The 25,868-nt window shown below is 64.6% G+C and carries 19 protein-coding genes; 6 read left to right on the plus strand and 13 right to left on the minus strand.

The annotated features are described in order from the left end of the window. The first annotated feature begins 70 nt into the window (after window positions 1-70). From BW991_RS11205 to BW991_RS11225, 5 genes are read left to right on the plus strand one after another with little or no spacing between them, the layout of a single operon-like run. Window positions 71-1,114 carry a hypothetical protein gene (locus tag BW991_RS11205; RefSeq protein WP_244551670.1) on the plus strand — a complete coding sequence of 348 codons (1,044 nt, stop codon included), beginning with the start codon at window positions 71-73 and terminating at the stop codon, window positions 1,112-1,114. Further along, window positions 1,111-2,547 carry an MBOAT family O-acyltransferase gene (locus BW991_RS11210; RefSeq protein WP_076602191.1) on the plus strand — a complete coding sequence of 479 codons (1,437 nt, stop codon included), beginning with the start codon at window positions 1,111-1,113 and terminating at the stop codon, window positions 2,545-2,547. The genes BW991_RS11205 and BW991_RS11210 overlap by 4 nt, the downstream gene beginning before the upstream one ends. Then, window positions 2,547-3,818: a hypothetical protein gene (locus BW991_RS11215; RefSeq protein ID WP_076602192.1), complete on the plus strand. Its 1,272-nt coding sequence runs from the start codon at window positions 2,547-2,549 to the stop codon at window positions 3,816-3,818. The genes BW991_RS11210 and BW991_RS11215 overlap by 1 nt, the downstream gene beginning before the upstream one ends. Before the next feature lie 34 nt (window positions 3,819-3,852). After that, window positions 3,853-4,992, plus strand: a complete 1,140-nt coding sequence (locus BW991_RS11220; protein WP_076602193.1) for a glycosyltransferase family 4 protein — start codon at window positions 3,853-3,855, stop codon at window positions 4,990-4,992. Between the two features lie 37 nt (window positions 4,993-5,029). Then, the gene (locus BW991_RS11225; protein WP_139335922.1) at window positions 5,030-5,863 is read left to right on the plus strand and encodes a tetratricopeptide repeat protein; all 834 of its coding nucleotides are present in this window, start codon (window positions 5,030-5,032) and stop codon (window positions 5,861-5,863) included. On the opposite strand, the gene BW991_RS11230 is transcribed toward BW991_RS11225, so the two are convergent. The 12 genes from BW991_RS11230 to BW991_RS11285 form a co-directional block, all read right to left on the minus strand. After that, window positions 5,832-9,032, minus strand: a complete 3,201-nt coding sequence (locus tag BW991_RS11230; protein ID WP_076602195.1) for a sulfatase-like hydrolase/transferase — start codon at window positions 9,030-9,032, stop codon at window positions 5,832-5,834. The genes BW991_RS11225 and BW991_RS11230 overlap by 32 nt on opposite strands. A 16-nt stretch (window positions 9,033-9,048) precedes the next feature. After that, entirely contained in the window at window positions 9,049-9,954 is a 906-nt protein-coding gene (locus BW991_RS11235) for a glycosyltransferase family 2 protein (protein WP_076602196.1), read from the minus strand. Then, on the minus strand, window positions 9,938-10,900 hold the full coding sequence (locus BW991_RS11240; protein ID WP_076602197.1) for a sulfotransferase family protein: 963 nt from the start codon (window positions 10,898-10,900) through the stop codon (window positions 9,938-9,940). The genes BW991_RS11235 and BW991_RS11240 overlap by 17 nt, the downstream gene beginning before the upstream one ends. A 27-nt stretch (window positions 10,901-10,927) precedes the next feature. Next, window positions 10,928-11,899, minus strand: coding sequence for a glycosyltransferase (locus BW991_RS11245; RefSeq protein ID WP_212566884.1), 972 nt, complete (start codon window positions 11,897-11,899; stop codon window positions 10,928-10,930). Continuing rightward, window positions 11,896-12,690: a polysaccharide deacetylase family protein gene (locus BW991_RS11250; protein ID WP_076602198.1), complete on the minus strand. Its 795-nt coding sequence runs from the start codon at window positions 12,688-12,690 to the stop codon at window positions 11,896-11,898. Before BW991_RS11250 ends, BW991_RS11245 begins: the two co-directional genes overlap by 4 nt. Continuing rightward, window positions 12,687-13,640, minus strand: coding sequence for a glycosyltransferase family 2 protein (locus BW991_RS11255; protein ID WP_076602199.1), 954 nt, complete (start codon window positions 13,638-13,640; stop codon window positions 12,687-12,689). Before BW991_RS11255 ends, BW991_RS11250 begins: the two co-directional genes overlap by 4 nt. Further along, complete coding sequence (locus tag BW991_RS11260; RefSeq protein ID WP_076602200.1) at window positions 13,637-14,800, minus strand: glycosyltransferase family 4 protein; 1,164 nt, start codon at window positions 14,798-14,800, stop codon at window positions 13,637-13,639. Before BW991_RS11260 ends, BW991_RS11255 begins: the two co-directional genes overlap by 4 nt. Next, complete coding sequence (locus BW991_RS23865) at window positions 14,797-16,647, minus strand: hypothetical protein (protein WP_170879087.1); 1,851 nt, start codon at window positions 16,645-16,647, stop codon at window positions 14,797-14,799. The genes BW991_RS11260 and BW991_RS23865 overlap by 4 nt, the downstream gene beginning before the upstream one ends. A gap of 50 nt (window positions 16,648-16,697) precedes the next feature. Then, complete coding sequence (locus BW991_RS11270) at window positions 16,698-17,588, minus strand: hypothetical protein (RefSeq protein WP_076602202.1); 891 nt, start codon at window positions 17,586-17,588, stop codon at window positions 16,698-16,700. Between the two features lie 119 nt (window positions 17,589-17,707). Continuing rightward, complete coding sequence (locus tag BW991_RS11275) at window positions 17,708-18,760, minus strand: class I SAM-dependent methyltransferase (RefSeq protein WP_076602203.1); 1,053 nt, start codon at window positions 18,758-18,760, stop codon at window positions 17,708-17,710. A 47-nt stretch (window positions 18,761-18,807) separates the two neighbouring features. After that, window positions 18,808-20,064 carry an ABC transporter ATP-binding protein gene (locus BW991_RS11280; protein ID WP_076602204.1) on the minus strand — a complete coding sequence of 419 codons (1,257 nt, stop codon included), beginning with the start codon at window positions 20,062-20,064 and terminating at the stop codon, window positions 18,808-18,810. A gap of 2 nt (window positions 20,065-20,066) precedes the next feature. Then, window positions 20,067-20,885: an ABC transporter permease gene (locus BW991_RS11285; protein WP_076602205.1), complete on the minus strand. Its 819-nt coding sequence runs from the start codon at window positions 20,883-20,885 to the stop codon at window positions 20,067-20,069. A 264-nt stretch (window positions 20,886-21,149) separates the two neighbouring features. Between BW991_RS11285 and BW991_RS11290 the strand changes: the two genes are divergently transcribed. Continuing rightward, the gene (locus BW991_RS11290; protein ID WP_076602206.1) at window positions 21,150-24,632 is read left to right on the plus strand and encodes a VanZ family protein; all 3,483 of its coding nucleotides are present in this window, start codon (window positions 21,150-21,152) and stop codon (window positions 24,630-24,632) included. A 6-nt stretch (window positions 24,633-24,638) separates the two neighbouring features. Here the strand turns inward: BW991_RS11290 and BW991_RS11295 are convergent, their stop codons facing one another. Continuing rightward, complete coding sequence (locus BW991_RS11295) at window positions 24,639-25,844, minus strand: pyridoxal-dependent decarboxylase, exosortase A system-associated (protein ID WP_170879093.1); 1,206 nt, start codon at window positions 25,842-25,844, stop codon at window positions 24,639-24,641. Window positions 25,845-25,868 lie beyond the last annotated feature (24 nt).

Consider the following 25,868-nt stretch of genomic DNA (forward strand, 5'->3'; position numbering starts at 1 on the left):
GGTTGATCGGGGCTGCGGCAATGGTAGCCGATGCCGTGTGGCGGGAATGCCGCAGAGGTCACGCTTGCACATGCAAACGTTCGAGGGCATCGCGATGAAGCGGGCATGGCTGCGTCCGGGCGCGGGGATTGCCGTGGCTATCGTGCTGTTGCTGGGAGCAGAGGCCCTGCTGCATTCGGACACGGTCCTGCATCGGTTTCGCGCGGTGTTCGCGGCGGGGCGGGCGATGGACAAACTCCTGCATGTCGAGCGCAATCCGCCGCGCCTGCTGCTGCTGGGAAACAGCCGCGTCGACAACGGCTTCGATCCCGTGACGGTCGTCGAGCACGCCGGTGGCCGGTCCGGCCCGTCGGGCTTCAATCTCGGCCTGCCCGGCGCCAATGCGAGCGTTCTCCATGGCATCGTCCGCCGGCTGGACTCCGCGCGCCTGCTAGGGCCGGGCGCGATCGAGCAGGTCGTTATCGGACTCGACGAGGGGCTCGTGCAGGCCGATGACTCTCTGGGCTATCTCGTGTTCTTCGGCGACCGCGAGCGCATGCTTGCGCACGGTGACTACGCGAATCTCGCGCGAAGCATCCTGCGTGGCTGGGGCTATGCGGGGAATCTCAAGCAACTGCGCGAACCGGCGAAACTGGAGCAACTGGTTCGCGCCGTACTCGGGCCGGTCGAGCCGGTGGGTGGCGGGGCCGCGCGGCGACAGGGCTATCGTCCCGGTTTCGGCGCCGCGGCGCAGGATGCGGACCAGGTCATGCGCCAGGAGGCGGGCTCCACCGCGCCGCCCGACCGCATCGCCGCGGCCGACTTGCTGGCGATGCTGGATCTGCTCCGTCAGTGCGGGGTGAGGGCGAGCGTGGTTTTTCCCCCGCTGCTGACGCGTCAGGTGCTCTACCTCGACGAGGCGCACCCGGCGGCCGCGCCCTACCTGAAAATCCGTTCCGAGCTGGCCGCGCGCGACGTGCCCATGCTGGCACTGGCCGCCGGCGAGCGGCGTGATCCGGCCGAATTCGTCAACGCCGGCCACCTTAACGACCGGGGCGCCCAGCGCTTCAGTGCCATGCTCGGACGGGCGCTGGCCGATGACGGGGCCCGCCCCGTGAGGGTGGGTGCGCGATGATCTTCAGCAGTGTGTCCTTCGCCGTGTTCTTCGCCGCGGTGCTGGCGACATACCTGCTCGCCCGCTCGCCGACGCAGCGTGCCACGGTGCTGCTGATGGCGAGCCTGATTTTCTACGCGTCGTGGAAGCCGGCCTACCTGATCCTGCTCGGCGCGTCAGTGACGGCAAACTGGTTCGTGTATCGGGGCATGCTGGCGACGCGCTCGCGTGCGCTCATGATCACCGCGATCGCAGCCAATCTGACGGTGCTCGGTTGCTTCAAATACCTTGCGCTGTTGATCGAGTCCGCATTGTGGCTTGCGCGGGTTGCGGGGGCGGAGGTGGCCGTGGCGCGCCCGGCGTGGATCGACTGGGTGCTGCCGCTCGGCATCAGCTTCTACACCTTCCACATGCTGAGCGCGATGATCGACGTCTATCGGGGCGACTGCACGCGCAGCATCAGCTTCCGCCACTGGTGCCTGTTCGTCAGCTTCTTTCCGCAGCTGATCGCCGGCCCCATCGTGCGTGTCCATGAGCTTGTGGCACAGCTCGAAGACCTGCAGCCGGTGAGCTGGCGCAATCTCAAGATCGGCGCCTTCATCTTTGCCGGTGGTCTGATCAAAAAGGCGCTTCTGGCCGACAATCTGGCCCCGCTGGTCGATGCCCTGTTCGCACAACCGGCGCAACTCGATTTCCTGCTGGCCTGGCTGGCCACGCTGGGGTTCGGCATGGAGATCTACCTCGACTTTTCCGGCTACAGCGAAATGGCTCTCGGCCTCGCCTGCATGTTCGGCGTCACCCTGCCGCTGAATTTCCGCTTTCCCTATATGGCACGCAGCGCCACCGAATTCTGGCACCGCTGGCACATGTCGTTGTCGCGCTGGTTGCGCGACTACCTCTACATTTCGATCGGCGGAAACCGCAGCGGGCGCTTTGGCAGCTACCGCAACCTGATGATCACGATGCTGCTGGGCGGCTTGTGGCACGGCGCGAACTGGACCTTCGTGTTCTGGGGATTCCTGCACGGCACCCTGCTGATCGGGCACCGTTTGCTCAATGCGGCGCTGCGTGTGGCGGGTATCGCGGAAGGGGCATTGCTCGATCGCGCCCTGTCGTGGCTGGGCTGGCCGCTGACCTTCGTCGCGATCCATTTCACCTGGGTATTCTTCCGCGCTCCGAACTTCACCGACGCGTGGACCGTGTGCGCGGCGATGCTGGGCCTTGCCGAGCCGGCCGCCCTCGTGTCGGTGCGCCTGTATGAAGTTGTCGGAGTGCTCATGACGGTCGTGCTCGTTCTGATCGAGCCGCGCATCGTCGCGGTTTTCGAACGTCGCGGGGTGGATTGGTGGTGGCGGGTGCCGTTCCCGCTGCGTGGCGTTGCCTATGCTTCCCTGGTGCTCGCGATCGTCGTCTTCGGCGGTCCGACGCAGAAGTTCATCTACTTCGATTTCTGATGGGGATATTGTTCTTCCTGATCCTCGGCTGGTTCGGCGCCTCAGTGGGATTGCTGATCGCATTGCACGGGCGGGCGCTCGCCGCCGCGTGGCGTGAGCCGGTGCTGGCGCGTCCGGTGGTGATCATCGAAAGCGATGATTGGGGGCCGGGGCCGGCAGAGGATGCCACGGCCTTGGGCGTCCTGTTGGACACCTTGACAGCGGTTCGCGACGCCGCCGGGCATCCGGCTGTGATGACACTCGGAGTGGTGGGCGCCGTCCCCGACGGGGCTGCGATGCTCGCATCGGGCAATACACGGTATGCGCGTAGGTCCCTCGCCGATTGCGATTTTGTGCCGATCGTTGAGGCAATGCGGGCTGGTTGCCGCGTCGGCGTGTTTGCCCTTCAGCGCCACGGGTTGGAGCATTTCTGGCCTGCGTCCCTGCTCGCCCGGCTTCGAGGAGGCGCCTCCAGCGCGAGTCCTGCCGAATCCGACGCTCTGCAGCGCTGGCTGCATACCCCCGGGGTACGCACCGAGGACCTTCCTGCTTACTTGCAGAGCCGCTGGGTCGATTGCGCACGACTGCCGAGTTCGCCCCTGGCTCCTGCGGAGATCGTGTGCGCGGTGGGCGAGGAGGCCGACCTCTTGCGGCAGGTGTTCGGCGATGCGCCGGACGTAGCGGTGCCCAACACCTTCGTCTGGGACGATCGCGTCGAACAGGCCTGGGCGGCGAGCGGAGTGCGCTGTGTCGTGACACCTGGCCGCCGCTACGAAGGGCGGGATGCGGCGGGGCAGCTTGTCGCGCCGACCCGGCGCATGCGCAACGGCGAGCGCGGTTGTGGCGACGTCTGCTACGTCGTGCGCGACGTGTATTTCGAGCCGCTGCGCGGCCATCGCGCGGAACGGGTGTGGGAAGCTCTTGCGGAGAAGGTCGCCGAAGGTCGGCCCGTCCTGCTGGAGACCCACCGCGCGAATTTTGTCGGACCGCTCCCGGTGCGCGATGCCGCCATCGCGGAGCTGGAGCGTGCCTTGCGCGGGGCGCTGGCGCGCCATCCCGACCTGCGCTTCATGAGCACGGCGGAACTTGCCGGGGCGCTGCGCGATCCAGGTTCCCCTCTGCGCGTGCTGGCGCTGCGGCCGCGTCTCGCCGTTTGGTGCGCGCGACTGGAGCGCGACCCCGAGGCCGCTCGGCTGCTCAAATTCAGCGGTCTGGGGGCGGTCCTGCGAGCGGCTCGATATTTGTTCGGCGACGTGACATTCCGACGCTCGCCGGGTGCTGCCGGTTGCTAGACTCCTTCGGGATTCCGGATGGATGCAACGACCGATGAAGCAGGGCTATCTCGTCATTACCGAACTGTTCCTGCCGACCAAGGGCGGAACCGCCGTCTGGTTCGACGAAGTCTACCGGCGTCTGGGGGGGAAGGAGATTGCCATCGTCACTGCCGCAGTGCCAGGCGATGCCGCTCATGATGCCGATCACCCCAATGCCGTCCACCGCGTCGGCCTGCGCCGCGTGCGCTGGTTGCGGCCCGAATCGCTCGGCATGTACCTCAAGCTCTTCGCAAAGTCTCTCGCGCTGGCCTTGCGTCAGCGCTTCGATGCGGTCCACGCCGGTCGCGCGCTCCCGGAAGGGCTCGTCGCCTTGGGCGTCGCTCGCCTTACCGGCCGGCCGGTGGTCGTGTACGCGCATGGCGAGGAACTGACCGGCTGGGGGCACGGGAACAAGTTCAGGGTGATGTGCTTCGTCCTGCGGCACGCCGATCACGTCGTCGCCAACAGCAATTTCACCTGCGAGGTGCTCGCCGGTATGGGGGTCTCCCGCGAGCGGATCGTCATCATCAACCCCGGGGTCGATATCCAGCGTTTCCGCCCCGGCCTCCCGTTCCAGGATCTCCGCGACGGCATCGGGCTGCCGCGCGGCGCGCGCCTGCTGCTGTCGGTGGGACGACTCAGCCGGCGCAAGGGGTTCGATACGGTGATCCGCTGCCTGCCGGCCCTGCGCGCTGCGGGGCATGACGTGCATTATGCGATCGTGGGCATCGGCGAAGATCGCGCCTATCTTCAAAGTGTGGCACGCGATGCCGGCGTGCAGGAGCACGTCCATCTGCTGGGGCACGTGGCCATGGACGATCTGCCGCGGTGGTACAACGCGTGCGACCTGTTCTTGCTCGTCAATCGCGATATCGATGGCGATACGGAGGGCTTCGGGCTCGTCTTTCTCGAGGCGGCTGCCTGCGGCAAGGCCTCGATCGCGGGCAAGGCCGGTGGTACCGGATCCGCCGTGCTCGACGGGGTAACCGGAATCCGGGCCGACGGAGACGATCAGGCTGCCGTCGCGGAGGCGATCCGTCGCCTGCTTGAGGATGGGGCGCAACTCGACGCGCTGGCGCGGCAGGCGATGCAGAGGGCGCGCGGGGAGTTTGGCTGGGACGCGGTGGCAATCCGGACCCGGAGCGCCCTGTAGGGCCGGCCGGGTGCAGGACTTTGGAGGACTGACGACAATGCTGGACGAAAAGAAGCTTGGGGTACTGCTTGCGCTCGCGGTCTTGGCCGCACCGGCAGGGGCTGTCGAGCCGTTCGCCAGAACTCAACAGGAAGAAGCGCTCTGTTCCACCTACGTGTATGGCGCTGGAGCCAAAGACCGGGGTAATCGCCGCGATTGGCAGCACATGCACCATTACTGCGATTGCATTCGGTTCCGCTATCGTGCGATTCGCACCATGGGTGACAAGACGACCTTCAGGTACAACCTCGAGAGCGCGATCGATGGTTGCGACTATGTTCTCCAGCATACGACGCAGGCATTCAGCATGCGGCCGAAGGTCCATGTGGACAAGGGCAGGGCATTGAAGCTCAAGGGTGACAAGACATTGGCCGCGCAGGAATTCTCCACCGCGATCGAGACCGACCCAACGGAGGTCAATGCCTTCAACGAACTTTCTCTGCTTCAGGAAGAAGGCGGAAAGAAGGCGGAGGCGCGCGAGACCATCGCACGCGGACTGCGGCACAACCCCGAAGCCACGCTGCTGCAGAAGCGTTATCTGGAACTCGGTGGAAAGAAGCCCTTCCCCGAGCCGATTGCGCGCGTCGAGCCTGCCCCGGAAAAGAAGGCCGTGGAACCGGATGTGCCCGAGCCTCAAGGCTTGCCGCCCGTCGATCCGGTCATTCAGGTCGATGCAGATGCAGAACAACGGGATAAGTCGTCCGAGGGAGAGCAGGCAGGGCCGCCGGATGCAGCGAGCGCAGGCCGCTCCTGTCGTTTCTGCCCGCCGGAGGAGATCCAGCGCCGCTGGGTCGAGTCCTTCAAGTCAACGCAGGAGAAGAAGCCGGAGTAGCCGTGGACGTGTTGTGATACGTCCGCAAATGGCGGCGTGCGACGGGGTCGCGCTCGATCCAGTTGCGCAATTCGTGCCACAGCAGTTCCACCTGCTCGGGGTTCACTGCCGAGATGTCGTGCGTGCAGTCCGGGTCGGTCTCCACGTCGAACAGCGCCAGCCGCATGCCGCGTTCGAGAGGCTGATAGACGAGTTTCCACCGTCCGTGGCGCATCATGCGATCCTTGGCGATGATCACGCGATCCTTGTATTCCTGCCTGATCGACAGCGATCCGCTCGTTTCATTGGGGATATCCAGCAGTTCCAGCAGGTCCGGGTAGCTCAGATGATCCGGCGGCAATCCCGGAACGTGGGCGATCCAGATGCCGGTTTCGTTGAAGGCCTTCAGACCGAGATCCAGGTGCGGGTCGTCCATCGCCGCGGCCAGTGAGACACCGTCGCATTTCACCGACGGAGCTTCGAGGAGGTCGAGCACGGTAGGCAGCAGGTCGATCGAGCGCACCACCTGATCGATCCGCAGGTGCCGCTTCTTGCGTGGATCGGCAATCACGAGCGGCACTCGCGCGCTGAAATCGCCCACTGCCGAGTTACCCTGGCCCCAGGTGTCGTGCTCGAAAAACTCCATGCCGTGATCGCTGTACAGGACCACGATCGTGTTGTCGGCGAGGCCGCTGCTTTCCAGGTGGCTCATGATCTTGCCGACTTCATCGTCGAACTGCGATACGCAGCCGTCGTATAGCGCGAGGATCTGGTCGAGGTCGAATTCCTCGCGCGGCTCGCCTTGCCGCCGAATGATCTCGAATGGGTCCGTCAGTCGTGCCATGGCGAATTTCGACGCGCCGGCATAGTCGGGATCGGCATGGCGCAGGTAGAACGGGTATTCCGAGGCGAAAGGGGGGTGCGTCGTCGAGTAGAAGACGTTGAGCATGAACGGTTCGGCGGTGCTCGCGAGGCGCGAGATCAGCCGGCGGGTGCGTTGGCCCAGCTGGGTCGTCTGCGGCGTGCCGCCGAGGTAATGGATTTCCGGGACTAGCAGGCGGCCGATCCGGTTGTGCAGGAACACCGACAGGAACAGGCGGATGTCCTTCGGGCCCTGCCGGATCAGGTATTTCAGGTTCCACTGGTCCTCGGGGAGATCGAGGACGTCGAAACCGAGCGAGAACTTTCCGAGATCCGCACCGCACCAGTCGGAAACGGCCGCCGTCCGGTAGCCGAGCGCACGCAGGATCATCGGCAGCGCCTGGATTTCGAGCTGTGTCTCGTCATCGGCCACGAAGTTGTCGCGTATGCCATGCGTGTGGGGCCAGGTTCCCGTAAGCAGCGAGATCAGACTCGGTGCCGTCCTCGCGCATGGCACGTAGCAGGTGTCGAAGCGCGTGCCGCGCTCGGCCAGTGCGTCGATGTGCGGTGTCAGCGACTGACCGTTCCGCAACGCGCCGACGCGATCGGCACGAAGCGTGTCCGAGCCGATCAGGAGCAGGTTCGGACGAGCGCGCTGGTGCTGCACCGGTGTGTTGCCCTCCGGCTCCCACAGGGCGAACACGAACACGCCCCAGTAGCCGATCGCCAGGCTGGTCAAGGCCGCGGCGGATTCCCCGTGGCCGGTAACGGCGAGCGCAAGCACCAGCGCCGCGGCAAGTCCGGCGACGCCGACGGCTCCGAGCGACGCGGCCCGGCGGAGGCCGTCGGCGGACAACAGGCTCCACAGACGATGCAGGCGATCGGTTCGGTACTGCCATGAAGCCACGATCAACCCCGGGTTCTGCACGAGGGTGCGGCAGGTGAGGTAGCCGCTTGCGAGTGCGAGTGTCAGCAGCGCGCCCAGTCCCGTCCGCCACGGGGCGTACGGCATCCCCTGCGCATCGGCCGAGGCCGTCGCGACGACCGCCCCCGGCAGTGCGCAGAACAGGCCGACGGCGAAGGTCCATAGGCCCAGGCGGGCCATCGCGAACGGGAAATAGGCGCGGTAGCGCTTGACGATTTCCTCGCGCAGCTGCGGTCCGGTCTGCGAGAAGTCGACGACCGATTTTGCGACCAGCGACAGCGCCAGCGCGACTGCAACCAGCGCTGCCGGCAGCAGCGCGTCCATCACCCGCGGCCAGGCCAGATGTGCGGCGACCACGAAGCCCGTGATGCCGAGCAGCCCTGCCAGCGCAAGGCTGGTCTGCACCGGCAGCCAAGGGAGACGGGCGCGCCGGCGCCGATGCCGCGCGGCCTCGCGCATGCCGCTCACCTCGCCGAGGGCCGAAGCAATCCGCACGAGGTAGAAGCGCCGCGCCTGCGCGTTCAGTGCGAGTGCGCAGCCGCTTGCATAGCTGGCGACCTTGCGCCACATGTACAGCGGCACGCCGCTTTCCGTGCGGCGAAAACGCATCACCGACTTGGAGCGGTGGAAGCCCTTGCGCATCAGGTAGGACAGCGTCAGCCGCTCGCCGTCGACGAAGTGGTACTGGACGATCGCCGGCGCGTAGCGCAGGGTCGCCCCGCCACGCAGCGCCCGCCGGATCCATTCGAGATCCTCGGCCCCGCCGAGGTCGTGCCCGGTCGGACCCAGTTCGGTCAGGAACGGCCCGGTTGCGCGGATCACGTCCGTATGCGCGACGAGATTGCCGCCGCCGGGAATCGCGCCGTCGAGGTCGACCTGCATCGGCGTGTCGCCCTGGTCGTAGCGCGGCACCGGGAGCGGATAGATGCGATAGGGGCCGTCGTCGTGCACCCACTCGGGTTCGGTGCCGTCCCAGTCCGGCAGGATTCGCCCGCAGATCAGACCCGCCTCGGGCCACTTGCGCACCGCGTTCGCAATCTCGACCAGGTAATCGCTGTCGACCCGGTGATCGTCATCGACGAAGGCCACGACGCGACCGCTCACCTGCGGCAGCGCCCGGTTCAGGGCGTGGGATTTGCCCGGAGTGGGTTCCGCGATCCAGTCCAGCGGCAGGAGCTCGTCACCGATCCGGTAGTAGTTGGCGAGGAGGTCATGCGTGCCGTCGGTGCACGCATTTGCCACGACCAGCAGCCGCACCTCGGTATCGGGCGGCCGGTGAGCCGCATTCAGCGAGGCGATGACCCGTTCCAGCAACTCGACGCGGTTGTGCGTGCAAATCAGGACCGTCAGGCTCATCCCCGCCGTTGTTGTCGCCCCGCCGTTCGTCATGTCCGCTTCACTCATTTCGCCGATTCACGCATCAGATCCGCTGTCCCGTCAGCATGGCCAGCGCGAGACTGATCGCCAGCCGGCCGCGTTCGAGCGGCGACACCCACAGGGCGGTCAGGACGTCGCGCAGAGCAGCCCCCCGTCGCCCGTCGCGATAGGCCCATTTCGCATAGTCGCAAAGCGTTCCCGCATAGACCTTGCGCCAGAACGCGTCGCGCAGTTCCTCCGGCAGCAGATTGCGATTCTTGCCGATCATCGTCAGGGCGCCGCGGCGCATCGCCTCGAAATTGCGGCTCACGCTGTCGGGGCGGCGCAGCACCACGACCATCGGCTCGTCAATGCAGGCGAAACCGCCGTGAGCGGCGAGGCGGATCCAGAGATCGGTATCCTCGGCGCCGGCGAGCGTCTCGTCGAAGCCCCCGAGCCTTGTGACGAGGTCACGCCGCGCCAGCACGGCCGATGCCCCCCCTGCCACCGCCGTATGATTCTCGAACACCTCCGCGACATCGGCGGTCCGCCCCTGCGCGCCACGCCACTCGCCGAGTGTCCTGCCCTGCAGGTCTTCGATCGTCGCGACGGCGGCGCAAAACGCCAGTTCCGGGTGACTGCCGAGCATCGCGACCTGGCGAGCAAGTTTGTATGGCAGCCAGCGATCGTCGGCGTCGAGAAACGCGAGGTAGAGTCCCCTTGCCGCGCGGATGCCGGCATTGCGTGCGCTGCTCATGCCGCCGTTCGGCTTCGTGACGACCTGCAGGCGGTCTGCGTACGTCGCCAGCACCGCGGCCGTATCGTCCGTGCTGCCGTCATCGACGACGATCAGCTCGAAGTCGCGATACTCCTGCGCGAATACGCTGTCGATGGCCCTGCCGACGCACCATGCGGCGTTCCAGGCCGGGATGATCACGCTGACCGTCGGCGTCTCAGTCGTTCGGGTCATAGCCCATTTCCCGCATCAGCGGCGTGATCAGCGGGAGGATGCGCTCGATCGCCGCCGGGTTGTGTTCCTTCCACTTCTGCGGGCAGGGCGCGCCCTTGACGATGCTCGTCGGGCGGCTTGTCAGACTCGCGCAGCGCGCCTGCATGGGTTCGTCGAACGGGATATCGAGGCGCGCGAAGGCCTCGCGAAACATCTCCACGGGGCGTTCGAACAGATCCTCGTAGCGCAGCCGTATCCATTGTGCAGGGGGGATCGCGCGCGAAGCGTCGAGCGCCAGCCGATTCGCCGTCACCCACTGCCAGGCGCACACCTCCTCCAGCCTTGCGGTGTTGTAGTCGCGCCAGCCGGGCGGGATGAAGAAATGCCATTCATGGAACTCGCCGCCGTTGATCGCCACCGGCACCGGCGACGGCCCGAAGTTGCGCTCCAGTCCGAATCCCCCATCGACGCGCCCGAGGCGCCAGCCGTCGATCATCGAGCTGACGTTGTCGCGCCCGTCGCGCTGGATGAAGACGAACTTCGCCTGCGGGAATAGGGTATGCAGATAGGCCACGCGCAGCGTGTTGATGCAGGTCTTGTCGAGCACCGGGCCGGCGCCGAGCCGGGCATAGAAATGGGCCAGCGCGCGGTCGCGGTGCTCGGGACGGGCGTCCTCCGCACCGGCTGCCTCGGACTTCCAGCCGTTGTTGAGCGGACCGTACAGGCTGTTCCAGAACTGCGGAATTTCATAATCGAAATGCAGGAATTGGCCCGACGCGGCGATGGTTTGGAAAGTGACTGTCGTGCCCGAGCGCGAGCAGCCGATGATGAATACCGGATCGGGCATCGCCGGCCGCAGCACCGACCAGGCGAACTCCTTCGCCCGCCAGCCGAGCAGGCGCAGGTTCTTGTCGCGCACTTCGCGGTCGAGGAGCTTGGGCAGGCTGCTCAGATGGGGCAGGGGCATGGAGTGATCGTCCGTTGCGCTTGCGACTCAATTTCGGTGACGCCGTGCCTGCCAAAGGCCCTGAAACACGCCGAGAAAGTGGCAGACGACGATCTCCCGATTGAAGGCCTCGTCGCCGCTGGCGGTGAAGTGGCCGGCGACGGCACGCCCGACGGCGCGCAGGAATTGCGGAAACAGGTAGAGCGGAATATTGAACAGCCTGCGCGTGCCGGGCATGCCCAGGTGGATCGCCTGATTGCGGCTGTTGTGCAGCCGCCAGCGGCGGAAATAGCGCTTCGTCAGGCGGAACGCCTCAACCTTGTGATGCACGCGCGAAGCGCCGAGAAACACGACCTTGAAGCCGGCTTCCAGTATCCGCGCGAACAGTTCGCCGTCTTCCCCTGCCGCGAGCACGGCGCCCTTGCGCCCGCGCCCGGTGTCGAATCCGCCGATGCGATTGAACACGCTCCGGTGGACGGCCATGTTGGCCCCGAACGGCGCATCGGCCGCATGCGTAATCGGGTACTCGTCGTTGCGTGCGGCGCGGATCGCCAGGAAGCCGTGAAAACGCTCCGTCAGCCAGGGCGGCGGCGGGGCGCCCCAGATCGGCGCCACGTATCCGCCGCACGCGTCGGCGTGATGCCGCCCCAGACCGTCCAGCGTGGCCTCCAGCCAGTCCGCTTCGGGCAGCACGTCATCGTCGGTAAACAGCAGCACATCGCCGTGAGCGGCCGCGATACCGCGATTGCGCGCGCAGGATAGCCCCTGCTGCGGTTCGAACTCGTAGCGCAACTGCGGCCAGTCGCGTTGGGCAGATTCGACTTCCGCGCGGGTGCCGTCGCTGGAATTGTTGTCCACGACCACCACTTCCCAGCGCCGCCCTGCGGACATCTGCTGCGCGCGCAAGGCCCGCAGCGTGTCGCGCAGCGATGCGGCGCGATTGTAGGTGCAGACGATCACCGAAGCATCCATGTGCGTGGCGTCGGTGTCCGGCTCCGCGGCCGCCGCTGCGGGGCTCATCGCGCCATCCCCGGTAGTCGGCTCGCCACTCGCCGCAGGCGATAACCGAGCATGTTGCCGAGACTGCCATCGTTGCTGCCGAGGCGGATCTTGCGCAGCAGCATCGCAGCCGAGTCCGTGCCAAACACGTCCAGGCGACGGATACGGAAGCGATCGACATCCGGCCGGTTGAACCCCGGTTGCGTGGCGAAGGCCGCCGTGTACCCGGCGTTGCGGGAGGCCACTTCGACGCGCTCATCGACTTGCCCGAAGGGGTAGGCGAGATAGCGCACTTCCGCGCGCAGCAGTTCCGACAGCGTTTCGCGCGATCCCCGCAACTCGTCCCTCAGTGCGTCGTCGTCCAATGCAGGCAGGCGGCGATGGCTGCGCGTATGGGACTGGAAGCTGCAGCCGCGTTGCTGCATGTCATGGATTTCGTCGGCGTCGAGCAGCGGGTAGGTTCCCGCTTCCGGATCCGATCCACGCATCCATGCGTTCTCCCCGCCGATCTGGTCGCTGACGAGAAACACGGTGAAGGGCCAGGCCAATTGTTCGAGCACCGGCACGGCGTTTTCGCGCACCCCGCGGAAACCGTCGTCGAACGTGATCAGCAGCGCCCCCTCTGGAAGCGACTGCCCCCCCTGAAGCCACGCGACGAATGCGTCGATGCCGATCGCCCGGAAGCCCGCGTGCGCGACCGCCCGCATGTGGGCAGTGAAATTGGCTGCCGAGATTGCATAACGGGCCTCCCGTGCATCGCGGACGTCGCCGACGCGGTGGTACATCAACACTGGAACACGCGCGGCGTTCATGTGCCTCCCCGATCGGCAAGCCGGGTGACCCAGCGGTAGAGCGGCAGTGGCAGCAGTGCGCTGATGACATGGCGCAGATCGCCGGTGCCGAACGCGCGCGCTGCGGCGGCATGGCGGAAGAGGTGTTGCGCCGATACCAGGTCGCGCTTCCAGAACGCCCGGTAGGCCTGTTCAAGCACGCGCCCCTCGGTGAGCGCGTGCAGTCGTTCCTGCGGCAAATGGGCGACGAGTTGCGGGTTCGTGCGGATGAAGCCCTGCTGAGCCGCGAGGGCGTCGAGCACCTGTCGCCATTTCACCGCCGACACCTGACCCTGGCCATGCCAGCGGTAGTACGCGAGCACCTGCGGTACGCGCACGATCTTGCGCGTCGCGGCGAGCGCCCGCAGCCAGAAGTCGTAATCCATCGACGAAAAGCGCTGCTCCGAAAAGCCCTGCAGTGAATCCACCAGAGCGTGCCGGACCAGCGCCGCGTGGATCGGCCATGGGCAGGTGCGCAGGAAATGGGCGACCGGATCCTCGCGTTCGTATTCCGGCGGCACATGTGGCGGCGACTGGACCCCCTCGCCGACGTTCTGCCAGCCGCAATAGGCGATCTCGGCCGCAGCGGAAACCAGCGCGTGATGCAGCTTCTCGATGCAATCCGCGTCCCAGTAGTCATCCGCGTCGAGGAAGGCGACGAATTCGCCGCGTGCATGTCGCAGGGCGATGTTTCGCGCCGGGTAGGGGCCGTTGCGCGCCTGACGGTAGAGCCGAACGCGCTCGGGATGCTCGGCGACCAGTCTCTCCACGATCTCGGCGCTGCCATCGCTCGAGCCGTCATCGACGACGACCACCTCCAGCTTGCCGTAGGTCTGCCGCAGCGCCGATGCCACCGCTTCGGCGACGAAGGGCGCGGCGTTGAAGCACGGCATGATGACGGACACGAGGCCGGGGACGATTGCTTCGCTCATGGCATGGAGGCAGGCATCGACAGTGTTTGACGATAAGACTTCATCGCGACGTCCGCCACCCTTGCCCAAGTGAAGCGGCGCGCGAAACTGCGGCAGTCTTCGACATCGAAGCGGATCCGGCCGGACAGGAACAACGCGAGAGCGGCTTCGATCGCCTCCACACTCGGCGTCTCGACGAAATAGCCGGACTCGCCTTCGGCCACGGCCTCGACTGCACCCGCCAGCCGCGCCGCAAGGCTCGGCACGCCGCTGGCGGCCGCTTCCAGATAGACAATGCCGAATCCCTCGTGGCTGGCCGGAATCACCGACGCCGTCAGCACGAACAGGTCGGCCATCGCATAGAGCTGTCTCAGCTCCGCATCGCTGACGCGTCCGGCGAAGCGCACCCGTGCCCCCAGGCCCAGCTCTGCCGCCAGCCGTTCGAGTCCCTCGCGCAGCGCCCCGTCGCCCGCCACGACGTACTCGAAGTCGAAACGCTCCTTGAGGGCTCCCAGCGCGCGCAGCACGAGTTCGACGTTCTTGCGCGCCTCGGAAAGCCGGCACACCGTCAGCAGCCGCGGTCGCCCGTGTCCAGGCATGCGCGCCACGTCGAAAAACGCGGCATCGACCCCCACCCCCGCCACCTCGATGCGATCCCCGCCGCCCGGCACCAGGGCCTGCAGCACGTCGGCGGTATACCGGCTGTTCGCGATCACCGCGCCGCAGCGCGGCAGCGCCCGCCTGAGCATCTGCGCGGTCGCGCGCCGCCATAGCGGCTCGAACTCCTTCCATGCAAACCCGCGCAGCCGCCACAGCGCGGGCATCGCAAGCGCAGGCCGCATCGTCGCGGGGTAGGGCACGAGAAAATCGTTGCCATGCACCGAGACCACCGTCGGGCGGTCTTTCTGCGCGAGCCAGCAGTGTGCGGCCGACAAGGCGTGCCATACGTCGATCGGCTCGCCGCTCAGTCGCGCCCAGTCCAGTTCCATGCAACTCGTCAGCACAGGACGGATCGTCACCCCCTGCGGTGGTGCAAGCCCCCGCGCCGCCGGCGGCGCATAGACCGTCACCTCGAGCTCGCGGCGGGCCCCCAGTTCGCGTGCGAGCTGCCATGAGTAGGTCTCGACACCTCCCAGATCGGGCGGGAACTCGGACGTGACCAGGCCCACGCGGAGCGTCATGGCACCACCCGCAGCCATGCGCCGGGCGCCAGATCGCCGGACGGAACACGCCAGCCTGTCGGGACGAGCTCCAGCGCTGCGGGCAGCGAGACGGAGCTCGTTCCCGCATTCACGACGAGACAGGCCACCCGACCGGCGCCCGACAGATCGGCGACGACAAGGTCCGCCGTCGCGGTCCGCGGCACGCGTGTGGCCCCTGCCTGCTGCGCTTCCGTATTCGCCCCGAGCAGCGACGGTGGCACACCGAGTCCGTGACGGACGCATAGCACCAGACTCTCCGCCAGCATCGCGTCGAGCGCGGGGCGGGACTCGCGGCGGCAAAGCAGATACAACGCTTCGGCCAGAAAGCCGACCGCGTAGGCCCGGTGGTCCTGTTCCAGCCAGCGCAAGGCAATCTGCGTGCGCGTGCAAAAGGCGACGATCCCCTCGACGAAGGGCATGAACACCGCGCGCCGGCTATCGCTCGCGCTGCGGACCAGATCCATCAGATTGACCGCCAGGTAGTCGTTGGCCCAGCCCTGCAGGCTGAGTTCGCGGTCGATGTAACCGCCGGGCATGGTCAGGCGCGGGTAGCGCGTCTTGATGCGCGGCAGTCGGGGTACGAACACCTTCCAGCCGATGCGCTTCCACATGCGTTTCCAAGCGGGGAGGACGGCCGCCTGCGTTGTAGGCATCAAGCCCAGTTCGATCGCGGAGAACAGAATGCGATACAGCCACTCCATCGGCCGCAACGCCAGTACCACCCGCGCCGCCCCGAAGCCGGACTCCACGAGCGAGGCGAAACGATCGTCGCCGGTGAGTCGATGGTAGCGGTCCAGTGCCACCAGCGCATCGAGATGGGTGTTCAGCACCAGCATGTTCTGCGGGGACTTGCCGAGCGCCGCACTCGGCCACCACCGGAACGGTCCCCGCGCCATGCCGTCCGCGCTGCACTCCAGTTCGTCGTGATAAAACCAGGCGCCGGCGGCGGTCACATCGTGCTTGCCGGCGATGAAGTCCGCCGCCCGTCCGAGCGCGTCGCGCACCACCGGGTCGCTGCGTTCGTCCAGACTGTCCATCATCAGGTGCATCGCCGAACAGTGGAGCCGGAAGTGCGACTCCATCGCGTTGCTCCATTCGCCGTGGCGAAACCCGCCGTCCTCAGACTGTCGCGACAGCACCGACAGCAGCAACTGCGCCTTCAGCAGGGCGTAGATCCGCTTGCCGGTCGCCCGCTGCAATCCGCTGAACACCAGATGCAGCGCATGGGCGTCGTTTTCCGAACAGATTCGTCGCTTGTGCGGCCACGCGTAACGATCCTCATACACCTGACCATGGATCAGGTGCCGGTACAGATCCCCCGGTCGCCCGTAACGCGTATGTGACCCGAGGAGGAAGTAGCCTTGGGTCTCGACCGCGGACAGCTCCGATAACTCGTCAACCAGCATAGGATCGCCCAGCTTCCACAGCACGGCATCCAGTACCCAGCCTTCCGCAACGGTCGGGAAGCGGATCCCGATTCCGCTCCCGTCGAGCTCGAAGCCGGCCCATTCGTCCGGCCGTTCGTCGAGGATGTGGCCGTGGTCGTCGATCCTCCTTTGCATCACGGGTGTTGGCGCCCAATAGCTCGCGCTTTCAGGAATCCGGGATTGCAGCAACCAGCCACCCGCAGGACAACGCAGGAGACGGAAGTCGCCTCCAAGCCAGACGCGCGCAGTCGTCGTCGCCCGAACGAACAGGCAGTGAGCGCCATCGAAGGCATCGCACAGGCTGTGCAGACTGTGTTCATCGACGCGACGCCGTGCTCCGCAGGCCGTCAGGATTCGCACCTCACCCACAGGCAATTCGGACAAGTCTAGCCGGTTCATGGTGTGGTCGATCGGGTACTGACGAGAGCGCTATGCATCACCTGACCTTCCTATGTTCTGCTGGCCCCGGCGTTGTAATAGTCGAACGTGTCTGCGTTAAGCAGCCTTTGAAGGTGCTCCCCGCGACGGATCGAGGTAAATCGCAGAAGCGTTTCCTTTTTTCCATCGACCGTAGGTGCGATGTAGCGTGGATGGGTCGGGTCTCGCCTGTCATTGGCAGTCCCGCGAGCCGGCCAGTGCTGGGAAAATAGCGACAGCCCCTCGCAAACAAAGCGATTGAAGGGATGTATTGGCTCCCTGACTGTTTGCCGCAGAATATTCTTCTCGCCGAATCGTGCCATGAATGCACGGTAAAAAGCTTGCTCCAGGTCGAGGTCAGGAATTGGCTCCAGGGAGAAAATGGATTCAAGCAGTTCCGGGGTGGCGCGGATTACAAAGAATTGGGTGGCGAGACTATCCGTGCACGCCAACTTGTAGGGGTGGCCAAACTTCCGCAAGACGTGCGCAAACTGAAGGTGCAACCTCGTCGCCAAGGAGCGCCTTTTCATATACCGGAATGCAAGCAAATCTTCGTCCCAGGCAGAGGTACAGATCATCAGTTCCCGGTTCTGATCCATTCGGGAAATGATATTGCAGATTACTCGCTCGTCCATGATCCATGTGTCACCCTCAAGATGCACGAGATACTCGGGCGAGTATGTCTCCAGTGCGGCCGAGAGTGATTGCTTTAGCAGATTTAGCGCGCCGCGCTGTAATTCCTCGATGGGCGAGTCTTGCGCTGCCTTCGATGACGGCTGCTCGCAGGGAATCAAGACGTCCTCAAGGTGTTTTGCGTAAGCTGCACTGGAGCATGCGTGGACGATCGGGAAAGGCGTGGAATAATTAAGTTTTATAATTTCCTGATTGATTCTGGCGCAGTCCACGCGATTGAATGTCGTCATGCATACGACCGCTCTGCGAGTGTATTGGGACTGATGTCCGGTCATTTTGGCTTCAGGTTTAAGTCAATCGCACGTGTGGTTGGGGTGAAAATCTTATCGCCTGTAACCGATGAGAATGATCATGTTCCAGTCGGATGGTCCGAGCGTCTGGTGCGGCGAAAGAAGAAGCACGCTCTTCCCGCCGTGCCGTCTATATTCGCCTTCTCGGCACGTTCCGCGAACTCAAGTTGTTGTTCGCGAGTAAATACGGTGCTCTCCGGGTTTGCCCATAGTGATTCAGGAGAGGTAAGCGGGATATTGAGTCTGTATTGTTCGCTTCCATAGAACTCAAATGCCGTTGTGTCGTATTGAGTGTCGAAGAGTTCCAGACCCGCGCGCCGCGCTAGTTCGCGAATGCTTCTCTTGGAGTGGATGTATAGATGGCGAGGTGCGTCCAGTTCAACCCAGTCCACGCCATAGATCTTCCATGACATGGATGAAATCGTAGGGATGCGGATAATGCAAGTGCCATCCGGCGACAAAAGTCTGTTGATGGATGCGAGCGTTCCGAACTGGTCAGGGATATGTTCGAGCGAGTGATTCAGGGCGATTACATCGAATTTCTGATCTGTTTTGTGTGCGAGTTCAGATGCGTCCAGGCGGAGGATATTTATCCGCCCGATCGAAAAATCTCCCTTTGCGAATGGGTCAATGCCCGTCAGATTGACAAAACCAACTCGCTGCAAATCCTGTAGCCACAAGGCCTGTGTCCCGCAACCAATGTCGAGAATTCTTGCGCGGTAATCTCTAATTCCCGCTCTTTGAAGCAGGGTTGGGCGCGCTCGAAAAAAATAGCTTGGCAATGAAACAAAATGCCTCGCAATGCTGGAAAGCTTGTAGTTTGTATTGAATAGGGCCGTGTTAATAAGTGATTTTTCAAGAGCTGATGTCAGGATCCATTTCTTGTTCTTAGTGGCGATTTTTTTATGGGAGTAATAGTTTTCCGGGTAATACGATGAAAGATTGGCGGGGATCTCTGAAATTTGCAGGCATTCGCAGTGCCTGCATTGAAAGTATTCGAATGTATCTTGGGTTCCGAACATCATTTCTCGAATGCGAAAAACTTCGTGGTCGCCTGACTCGTTGCAAATCCTGCAGCGATTCTCGACGCTGATGTGTTCGGCAGTTTGCATGGCTTGTGTGCTCTCAGTCGCCAATTTATGTGCCACCTTGTATGTGGCTATGTGACGGAGCTTTCGGGGTGTGATTCGAATTCCCATACGCCGTCCAATGCAAAGAAGCCGTCGCGCATGGAAGCGGGAACATGCCTTTGGTGTGGCTTGAGAACTGAGATGCTCAGGAGGTTCTCTCCATAAAAAGCTGTCCGATAGGTGTCGCCGCAGGTTATGCCCATTCGCCACATATAGAGGCCTGGAAGCAAGGGAAAGTGGCTTATTCTCAGGTAAATGTCGTGATCGCCGGCGCTTAGGTCGACACGTGACTGGGTTATTTCGCTGTTGTGCGTTGTGAGGTACACAAAGTCGGTTGTGTGTACTCCGAGGCCAATCGTGATGTTCTCGGCCCTCTCATGGCACCGCAGTCTCAGATGGATTGAGAACGTTGAACCTGTCGTTACCTGGTCGAGCTTTTTTCCATTGGCATCCTCGATCGACATTTCTAACAGGTCGATTTCACCCGTAGATTCGACGCGTCCCCGATGGGCAGATTTTGAGGCTGATGTTTCTGCGATTTTCGACTGACTTCGGGCATAGAATTCATCGCAGACAACTTTCGGGTCGTCGTCCGCAATTAGATGGCCATGGTCGAGAAGTAGGACTCTCTTGCACATGCGTTCTATCTGTCTGATATTGTGGCTCACGACGAGAATCGTGTTCCCTTGGAACTTGATCAGATCCTCCATCCGGTCAAAGCATTTCCGCTGAAACGCCAGGTCGCCCACCGCCAGGACCTCGTCCACGATCAGGATGTCCGATTCAACGCTGGTGGCGACCGCAAACCCGAGCCGCACCTGCATGCCCGAGCTGTAGCGCTTGATCGGCGTGTCGATGAATTGCTCCAGTTCCGCGAAGGCGACGATTTCGTCGAACTTGCGGCGGATTTCGGCTTTCGGGATGCCGAGGATCGCGCCGTTCAGGTAGATGTTTTCGCGCCCGGTCAGGTCGGCGACCAGGCCGGCACCGACTTCGATCAGCGGAGCAACCTTGCCCCTTACCGCAATCCGCCCGTCCGTCGGCTTCGAGATGTTGGCGAGCAGTTTCAGCAGCGTGCTCTTGCCGGCGCCGTTGTGGCCGATGATTCCAAGCACTTCGCCCTGTTCGACGGAGAACGTGACGTCGTCAAGCGCCTTGAACGGCTCGCGCTGTTCTACGGGCCGGCCGGTAAGGCGGTTCAGCGCATTGAGCGCACTCTGCTTGAGGCTGGTGAGCTGGCCCAGCCGGTATTCCTTCGTGACATGATCGACTTCGATGATCGGCATGGTCAGATCACGTCCGCGAAATACGCTTCGGCGCGCTTGAAATACAGATAGCTGAAGGGCAGCAGCCCGAGCGTCAGTACGAGGCCCGGCAGGATCGCTTCGGCGTCGGGCGGCAGTCCGCGCAGCGTGACGTTCTGGAACGCGTCGATCAGTCCGGCCAGCGGATTGAGCGTGAAGATGAGATAGAGCGCTTGCGACCAATCCCCCCCTGCGTGTTGCACGAGGAGCTTGTCCCTGACGAGTTGCAGCGGGTAGATCACCGGCGACATGTACATCATCAGCGACAACAGCACGGGCAGGGCCGCCGCGATGTCGCGGTAATAGACATTGAGCGCGGCGCCGACAAAGGCAATCGTGAGCGCGGCAAGAATCGCGTACAGCACCAGCGCGGGGATCCACAGCATCTGCCAGTTGGGCGCCATCCCGTACCAGGCCATCAGGCCGGCGAGGATCACGAGGCCGATGCACAACTCGACGAGCTTGGTGACGACGCTGGTCAGCGGGAAGACTTCGCGGGGGAAGTAGATCTTGCGGATGAGGTTGGTGTTGCCGACCACGCTGTTGACCCCTTCGGAGGCCGACTCCTGGAAGAAGATCCAGATCGTGAGGGCGCAATAAGTCAGCACGGGATAAGGGATGGTGCCGCTGTCGATGCCGACGATGCTGCGCAGGATCACGAAGATGATCACCAGTACGACGGGCTTGAGCACCGCCCACAGGATGCCCATGTAGGACTGCTTGTAGCGTACCGCGACGTTCTTCCACGCCAGGGCGGCGACCAGTTCGCGGTATTGCCAGAGGTTCGGGATCAAACCTGTCATGTCCTGTCGTGAGCGTGGAGGGGTCGCAACGCGCAACTGCATGATGCCTGGCGGCTGTAACCGGAGCCGCGTATGTATCGTAGGCGTCCGCGCCAGTGGAAGCGGAGCCGAGCAGGGCAATTTTTGCACCGAACCCGTGACAGCTCCGTGAAGTATGACTCCTTCACCTCTCGTGGCCGGCTCCGCGCGGCTTGATTCGCGAGGCATGCCCTGCTGAAATGCCCCATGCACGGACGGAGCGAGTCACGGAAACGGGGGCATTCCATGGGCCGGAAACGCGATTCCGATGGATTCGGACGCGCCTTGCCGGCGTTGGCCGCGCTAAGTTACGTGCTGCTGATCGCCTACGGCAGCCTCTTTCCGTTTGCCGACTGGCGCCAGGGTGGCGTGCAGCCCTTCGCGTTTCTCGCGGGGGGATTGCCGCGCGAAGTGTCGGCCTCCGACGTGTTCGTCAACATCCTCGCCTACATACCCCTCGGGGTGCTGTTCTGGATCTGGCCGGGGCGGGTGTTCACGCGGGCGATTGCGGTGCTGCTGGCGGTTCTTCTCGGTGCGATGGTGAGCATCGGCATGGAGGCGACGCAGAGTTACCTGCCGTCGCGGGTCGCGTCCCTCGGTGACGTGCTGACGAACATGGGTGGCGCCGCGATCGGCGCGGTCGCCGCGGGGCTGTTGTCCTCGCGTGCCGGGTTGGGCGGGAGGGTTCATCGCTGGCGCGAGGCCTTGCTTCGGCCCGGCGCGCAGGCCGAGATCGCTTTCGCCGCATCTTGCATGGCGATGTTTGTGTTGCTTGGGCCGCTGGCCCCAGCGCTGGACGGCGTGGGGCGGGCCTCGAGCGTCTTGCCCGCGTTGTTGGCATTCTTCGATGTCGGTGGCGCAAACCCGGTCGCAGTCGTCACCTATGCCGCGCAGGCGCTCGGTCTGATGGCTCTGTGCGCAGTCGGCTTGCGACTCGACCGCCCGCGCCGCGCAGTCGTCTTCGGGGTGTTGACGGCGTTGCTGTTCGCGAAGTTTTGCGTTGCGGTGCTTTACCTTGGGGTTCCGGTTCAGCGATGGATCGTATCGGGCAAGGCCTTTTTCGGTCTTGTGCTCGCGGCGGCGGTTTTCTGGCCCCTGGCCCGTCGTGATCGTCTGCTGGCAGGGGTGGGGGGGGCTGCCTTGGTGGCGGCCTTCGTCATCGAACAGTTGTCCGCCAACGCCCCGCCGCCAACGTACATCTTCGCGCCCGCGGCCGCAGCGCCGATGAATTGGGTGCCGTTTCGCGGACAGATGCATGGCAGCACGGGCGTGCTCGATGTCTTGGGCGGGAGTCTTCAGTTCCTCGCCCTGGGCTGCCTCGCCTGCGCCGTGACGTCGCGACGCTTGCGCATTGGCGTTGCATTTTTCGGTGCTGTGGCGGTATTTGCGGTCGCTTTTGCCACCGAGTGGGGGCAAAGGACGATCCCGGGACGTCATCCAGACATCACCGATGCGTTGTTGGCGTTGGGGGGCTGGCTTGCCGCATGGATCTGGGCTCCGGTCGACGTGTCAGCCGACGCGCCACTGCCGTCACCGGCGCGGGGGGCGCAGCATGGAGATGGGCGAGCGCAGGGGCGACGTCGTCGCGCGGTTGGAGCTGCCCTTGCCGTGTTGTCGGTCGTGGGGGCTTTCGGCGTGCTCGGCGTCCTGACACGTCCGATCGAGCTTCCGTTGCAGGGCGGATCGCTGCCGCGCCTTCCTCTGCCGGAGGAGCTTCCACCCGTAAGGCTGTCCGGCTTCCGCATGGCGCACCCTCGCCTGCCGGCACCCACCTCCGCAGACATGGCCGCGCTGCGCATGCATAACCCCGCGTACCTCGACGAACAGAGGCGTCAGGCGAAGGGCGGGAGGGGCAATCTGGAAGCGTCGATCACAATGGCCTTCATCGAGCCCGGCACCCAGGATCTCGAGCTGCTCTTCCGCCGCCTGATGGAAGTGCAGTTCCACTACCGTGCCAATGGCACGGAAACCGTGGTGCAGGCCTATGACTGGCTTTACGACCAATGGAGCGAGGCGCAGCGCCTGCAGTTGCGCGAGCGCGTCGCGGATGGTTTCGAATTCGCGTATCGCGTGATCCGCGACGAGCGCATGACGCCATACAACGTCTACTTCTACAACAGCCCCTTCCAACGCCTGCTGGCGCTGGCGATCGCGCTGTATGGCGACGATCCGCGTGGAGAGGGCGCAATGCGGGTCGCCCATCACCTCCTCAAGAACGACGTGCTGCCCGTCTGGCGTCAGGTGATGGGGAAGAACGGCGGCTGGCACGAGGGCGGCGAATACGTCGGCATCGGCATCGGACAGGCGGTCTATCGCGTGCCGGCCATGTGGCGGGCAGCGACCGGTGAGGATCTGTTCCGCAGCGAACCGGAACTGCGTGGGTTCCTGGAATTCCTCACGTATCGCGTCCGGCCCGATGGCACGCATTTCCGTTGGGGCGATGCCGGCTTCTTCGACAAGGATGTGCCGGATCAGGTCGCGCTCGCGGTCGAATATGACTACCCGGCCGGGATCGGGCATACACGCGCCTACACGCCGACCTCGTGGCCATGGGGTCCGCTTCCCTTGCCCTCGCAGATCGACTCCGGTGCGCGCGAACGGCTGCCGACGAGCAAGTTCTTCGACGGTATTGGCATGGTGGTGGCGCGTAGCGGCTGGGGCCGGGATGCGACCTACGTGACGTTCAAGGCGGGCGACAACTATTGGTCACACTCGCATCTCGACCAAGGGGGCTTCACCATCTTCAAGGGTGGCGCGCTGGCGATAGACAGTGGCTTGTACGGACCGGAGTACGGCTCGGACCACCACATGAACTACACGTATCAGTCGATTGCCCATAACCTGGTGACAGTCACCGATCCCGATGACAACGAGCCCGTCGTGAACAAGCGAGGCGAAAAGCGCCACATTGCGAACGACGGTGGCCAGCGCCGCGTGGGGTCGGGGTGGGGCATCGAGCCCGCGCCGCTCAATCTCCCGGAATGGCAGTCGCGGCGCGAGATCTATCACACGGGCAAGATCGAGGCTTACGTCGAGCAGGACGGACTGACGATCGCTGTCGCCGATGTTACTCCTGCATATACCAACGCGTATTCCGGGGAGGGTACGTTTTCCCATCGTACCCGGCGCGTAGAGCGGGCGTGGCGCGTGTTTGCCTATGACAAGGTCGACGACGTGGTCGTCGTGCAGGATCAGGTCGTCGCTGCCGAACCTTCGTTCCGCAAGCGCTGGCTTCTGCATGCCATCGAGCCGCCTGCACTTGGGCGTGATCGTTTCGTCGTCCGGACGCTGGCCTCGGACAGGCCTTCGCGATTGGGGGGATCGCTGCACGCGACGGTGGTGTTTCCCGCGGACGCCACGCTGAATGCGGTGGGCGGGCGCGGTCTCGAATTCCTCGTCGACGATGTGAATTACGATGAAGGCGGGAAGGTCCAGGCTGCGGCGGCGCGTATTCCACTCGCCGAGCCTGGCAGTTGGCGCATCGAAGTCCTGCCTGGTCGCGAGCGGCTTGAGGATCAGTTCCTGGTTGTGATGCTGCCCGGTCCGTTGGCATACAAACCGGCCCATGCGATCAAGCGCCTTGCGGAAGGCGGCCGCGTCGGCTGCGAGATCGCCGGTCCGAAACGCACGACGCGCTGGTGGTTCCGGCCCGGGACCAATGGTGTCGAGGTGGAGATCGACGCCGGCGGGGAGCGCAAGACGGTCCGCGCCCTGGCTTCGGGCGGTTAGCTCCCGTCAGACCAGCACTTCGACCACCGGCGGATGCCCGAGAAAGGCCTGCGGGCTGGCGCTTGCTCCGTAGGCGCCGGACTGGAAGATCACGACGAGATCGCCGACCTGCGCTTCCGGCAGGGGCATGCGCTCCGCCAGGAGATCGAGCGGGGTGCACAGCGGGCCGACCGCCGTCGCTACCGTGGAGGCGAGCGCGTCGGCGCGGTTGCCGATCGCCGTCGGATAGTTCTTGCGGATGACCTGGCCGAAGTTGCCCGAGGCCGAGAGGTGGTGGTGCAGGCCGCCGTCGCACACGAGGAAGACCTGCCCGCGTGACACCTTGCGGTCCACGACGCGGCTGACGTAGATGCCCGCCTCGCCGACGAGATAACGCCCCAGTTCGATGACGAGCGTCGCGTCCGGCATCCGGCTTTCCGCCGCATGCGCGATTTCGGCGAGATTCGCGCCGATCGGGGCAAGATCGAGGCGTGTCTCGCCGGGAAAGTAGGGAATGCCGAAGCCGCCGCCGAGGTTCAGCACGCGCGCCGGCGTGGGCGCTGCGTCCGCGAGGCGCAACGCGAGCTCGAAGCTCTTCTGTTGCGCCTCGACGATCGCTTCAGCGCGCAGGTTCTGCGAACCCGCGAAGAGGTGGAAGCCCTCGAAGGCGAGCCCGAGCCGTCCGAGCTCGGCGAGGAGCTCCGGCGCCGCCTCGGCATCGACACCGAAGGGCTTGGGGCCGCCGCCCATCTTCATGCCCGAGCTCTTGAGTTCGAAGTCGGGATTCACGCGCAGGGCGACCCGCGCCGGCCAGCCGAGGCGGGCCGAGATGTCCGCGAGCCGGCGCAGCTCGCCCGCCGATTCGACGTTCAGCAGCACGCCGGCAGCGACCGCCTGTTCGAGCTCGGTGTCGCGCTTGCCGGGGCCGGCGAAGCTGATGTCGGCGGGGGCGCAGCCGGCGTCGAGCGCCACGCGCAGCTCGCCGGCGGACGCCACGTCGAGGCCGTCGACGAGTTCGGCCATGAACCCGACCAGCGCGGGCATCGGGTTTGCCTTCACCGCATAGTGAAGGTCGATCGCATCGGGAAGCGCTTCCCGCAGTTCGCCCACGCGTGCGCCCAGCAGCTGGCGGTCGTAGGCGTAGAACGGCGTCTGTCCGACGCGCGCGGCAAGACGCGTGAGCGGCACGCCGCCGATGATCAGCTCGCCGTTGCGGATCGGGAACTGCGACATCGGAGCGTGAACGGGGGCGGGTTT

It is taken from the genome of Aromatoleum tolulyticum, from assembly GCF_900156155.1.
Lineage (GTDB): Bacteria > Pseudomonadota > Gammaproteobacteria > Burkholderiales > Rhodocyclaceae > Aromatoleum > Aromatoleum tolulyticum.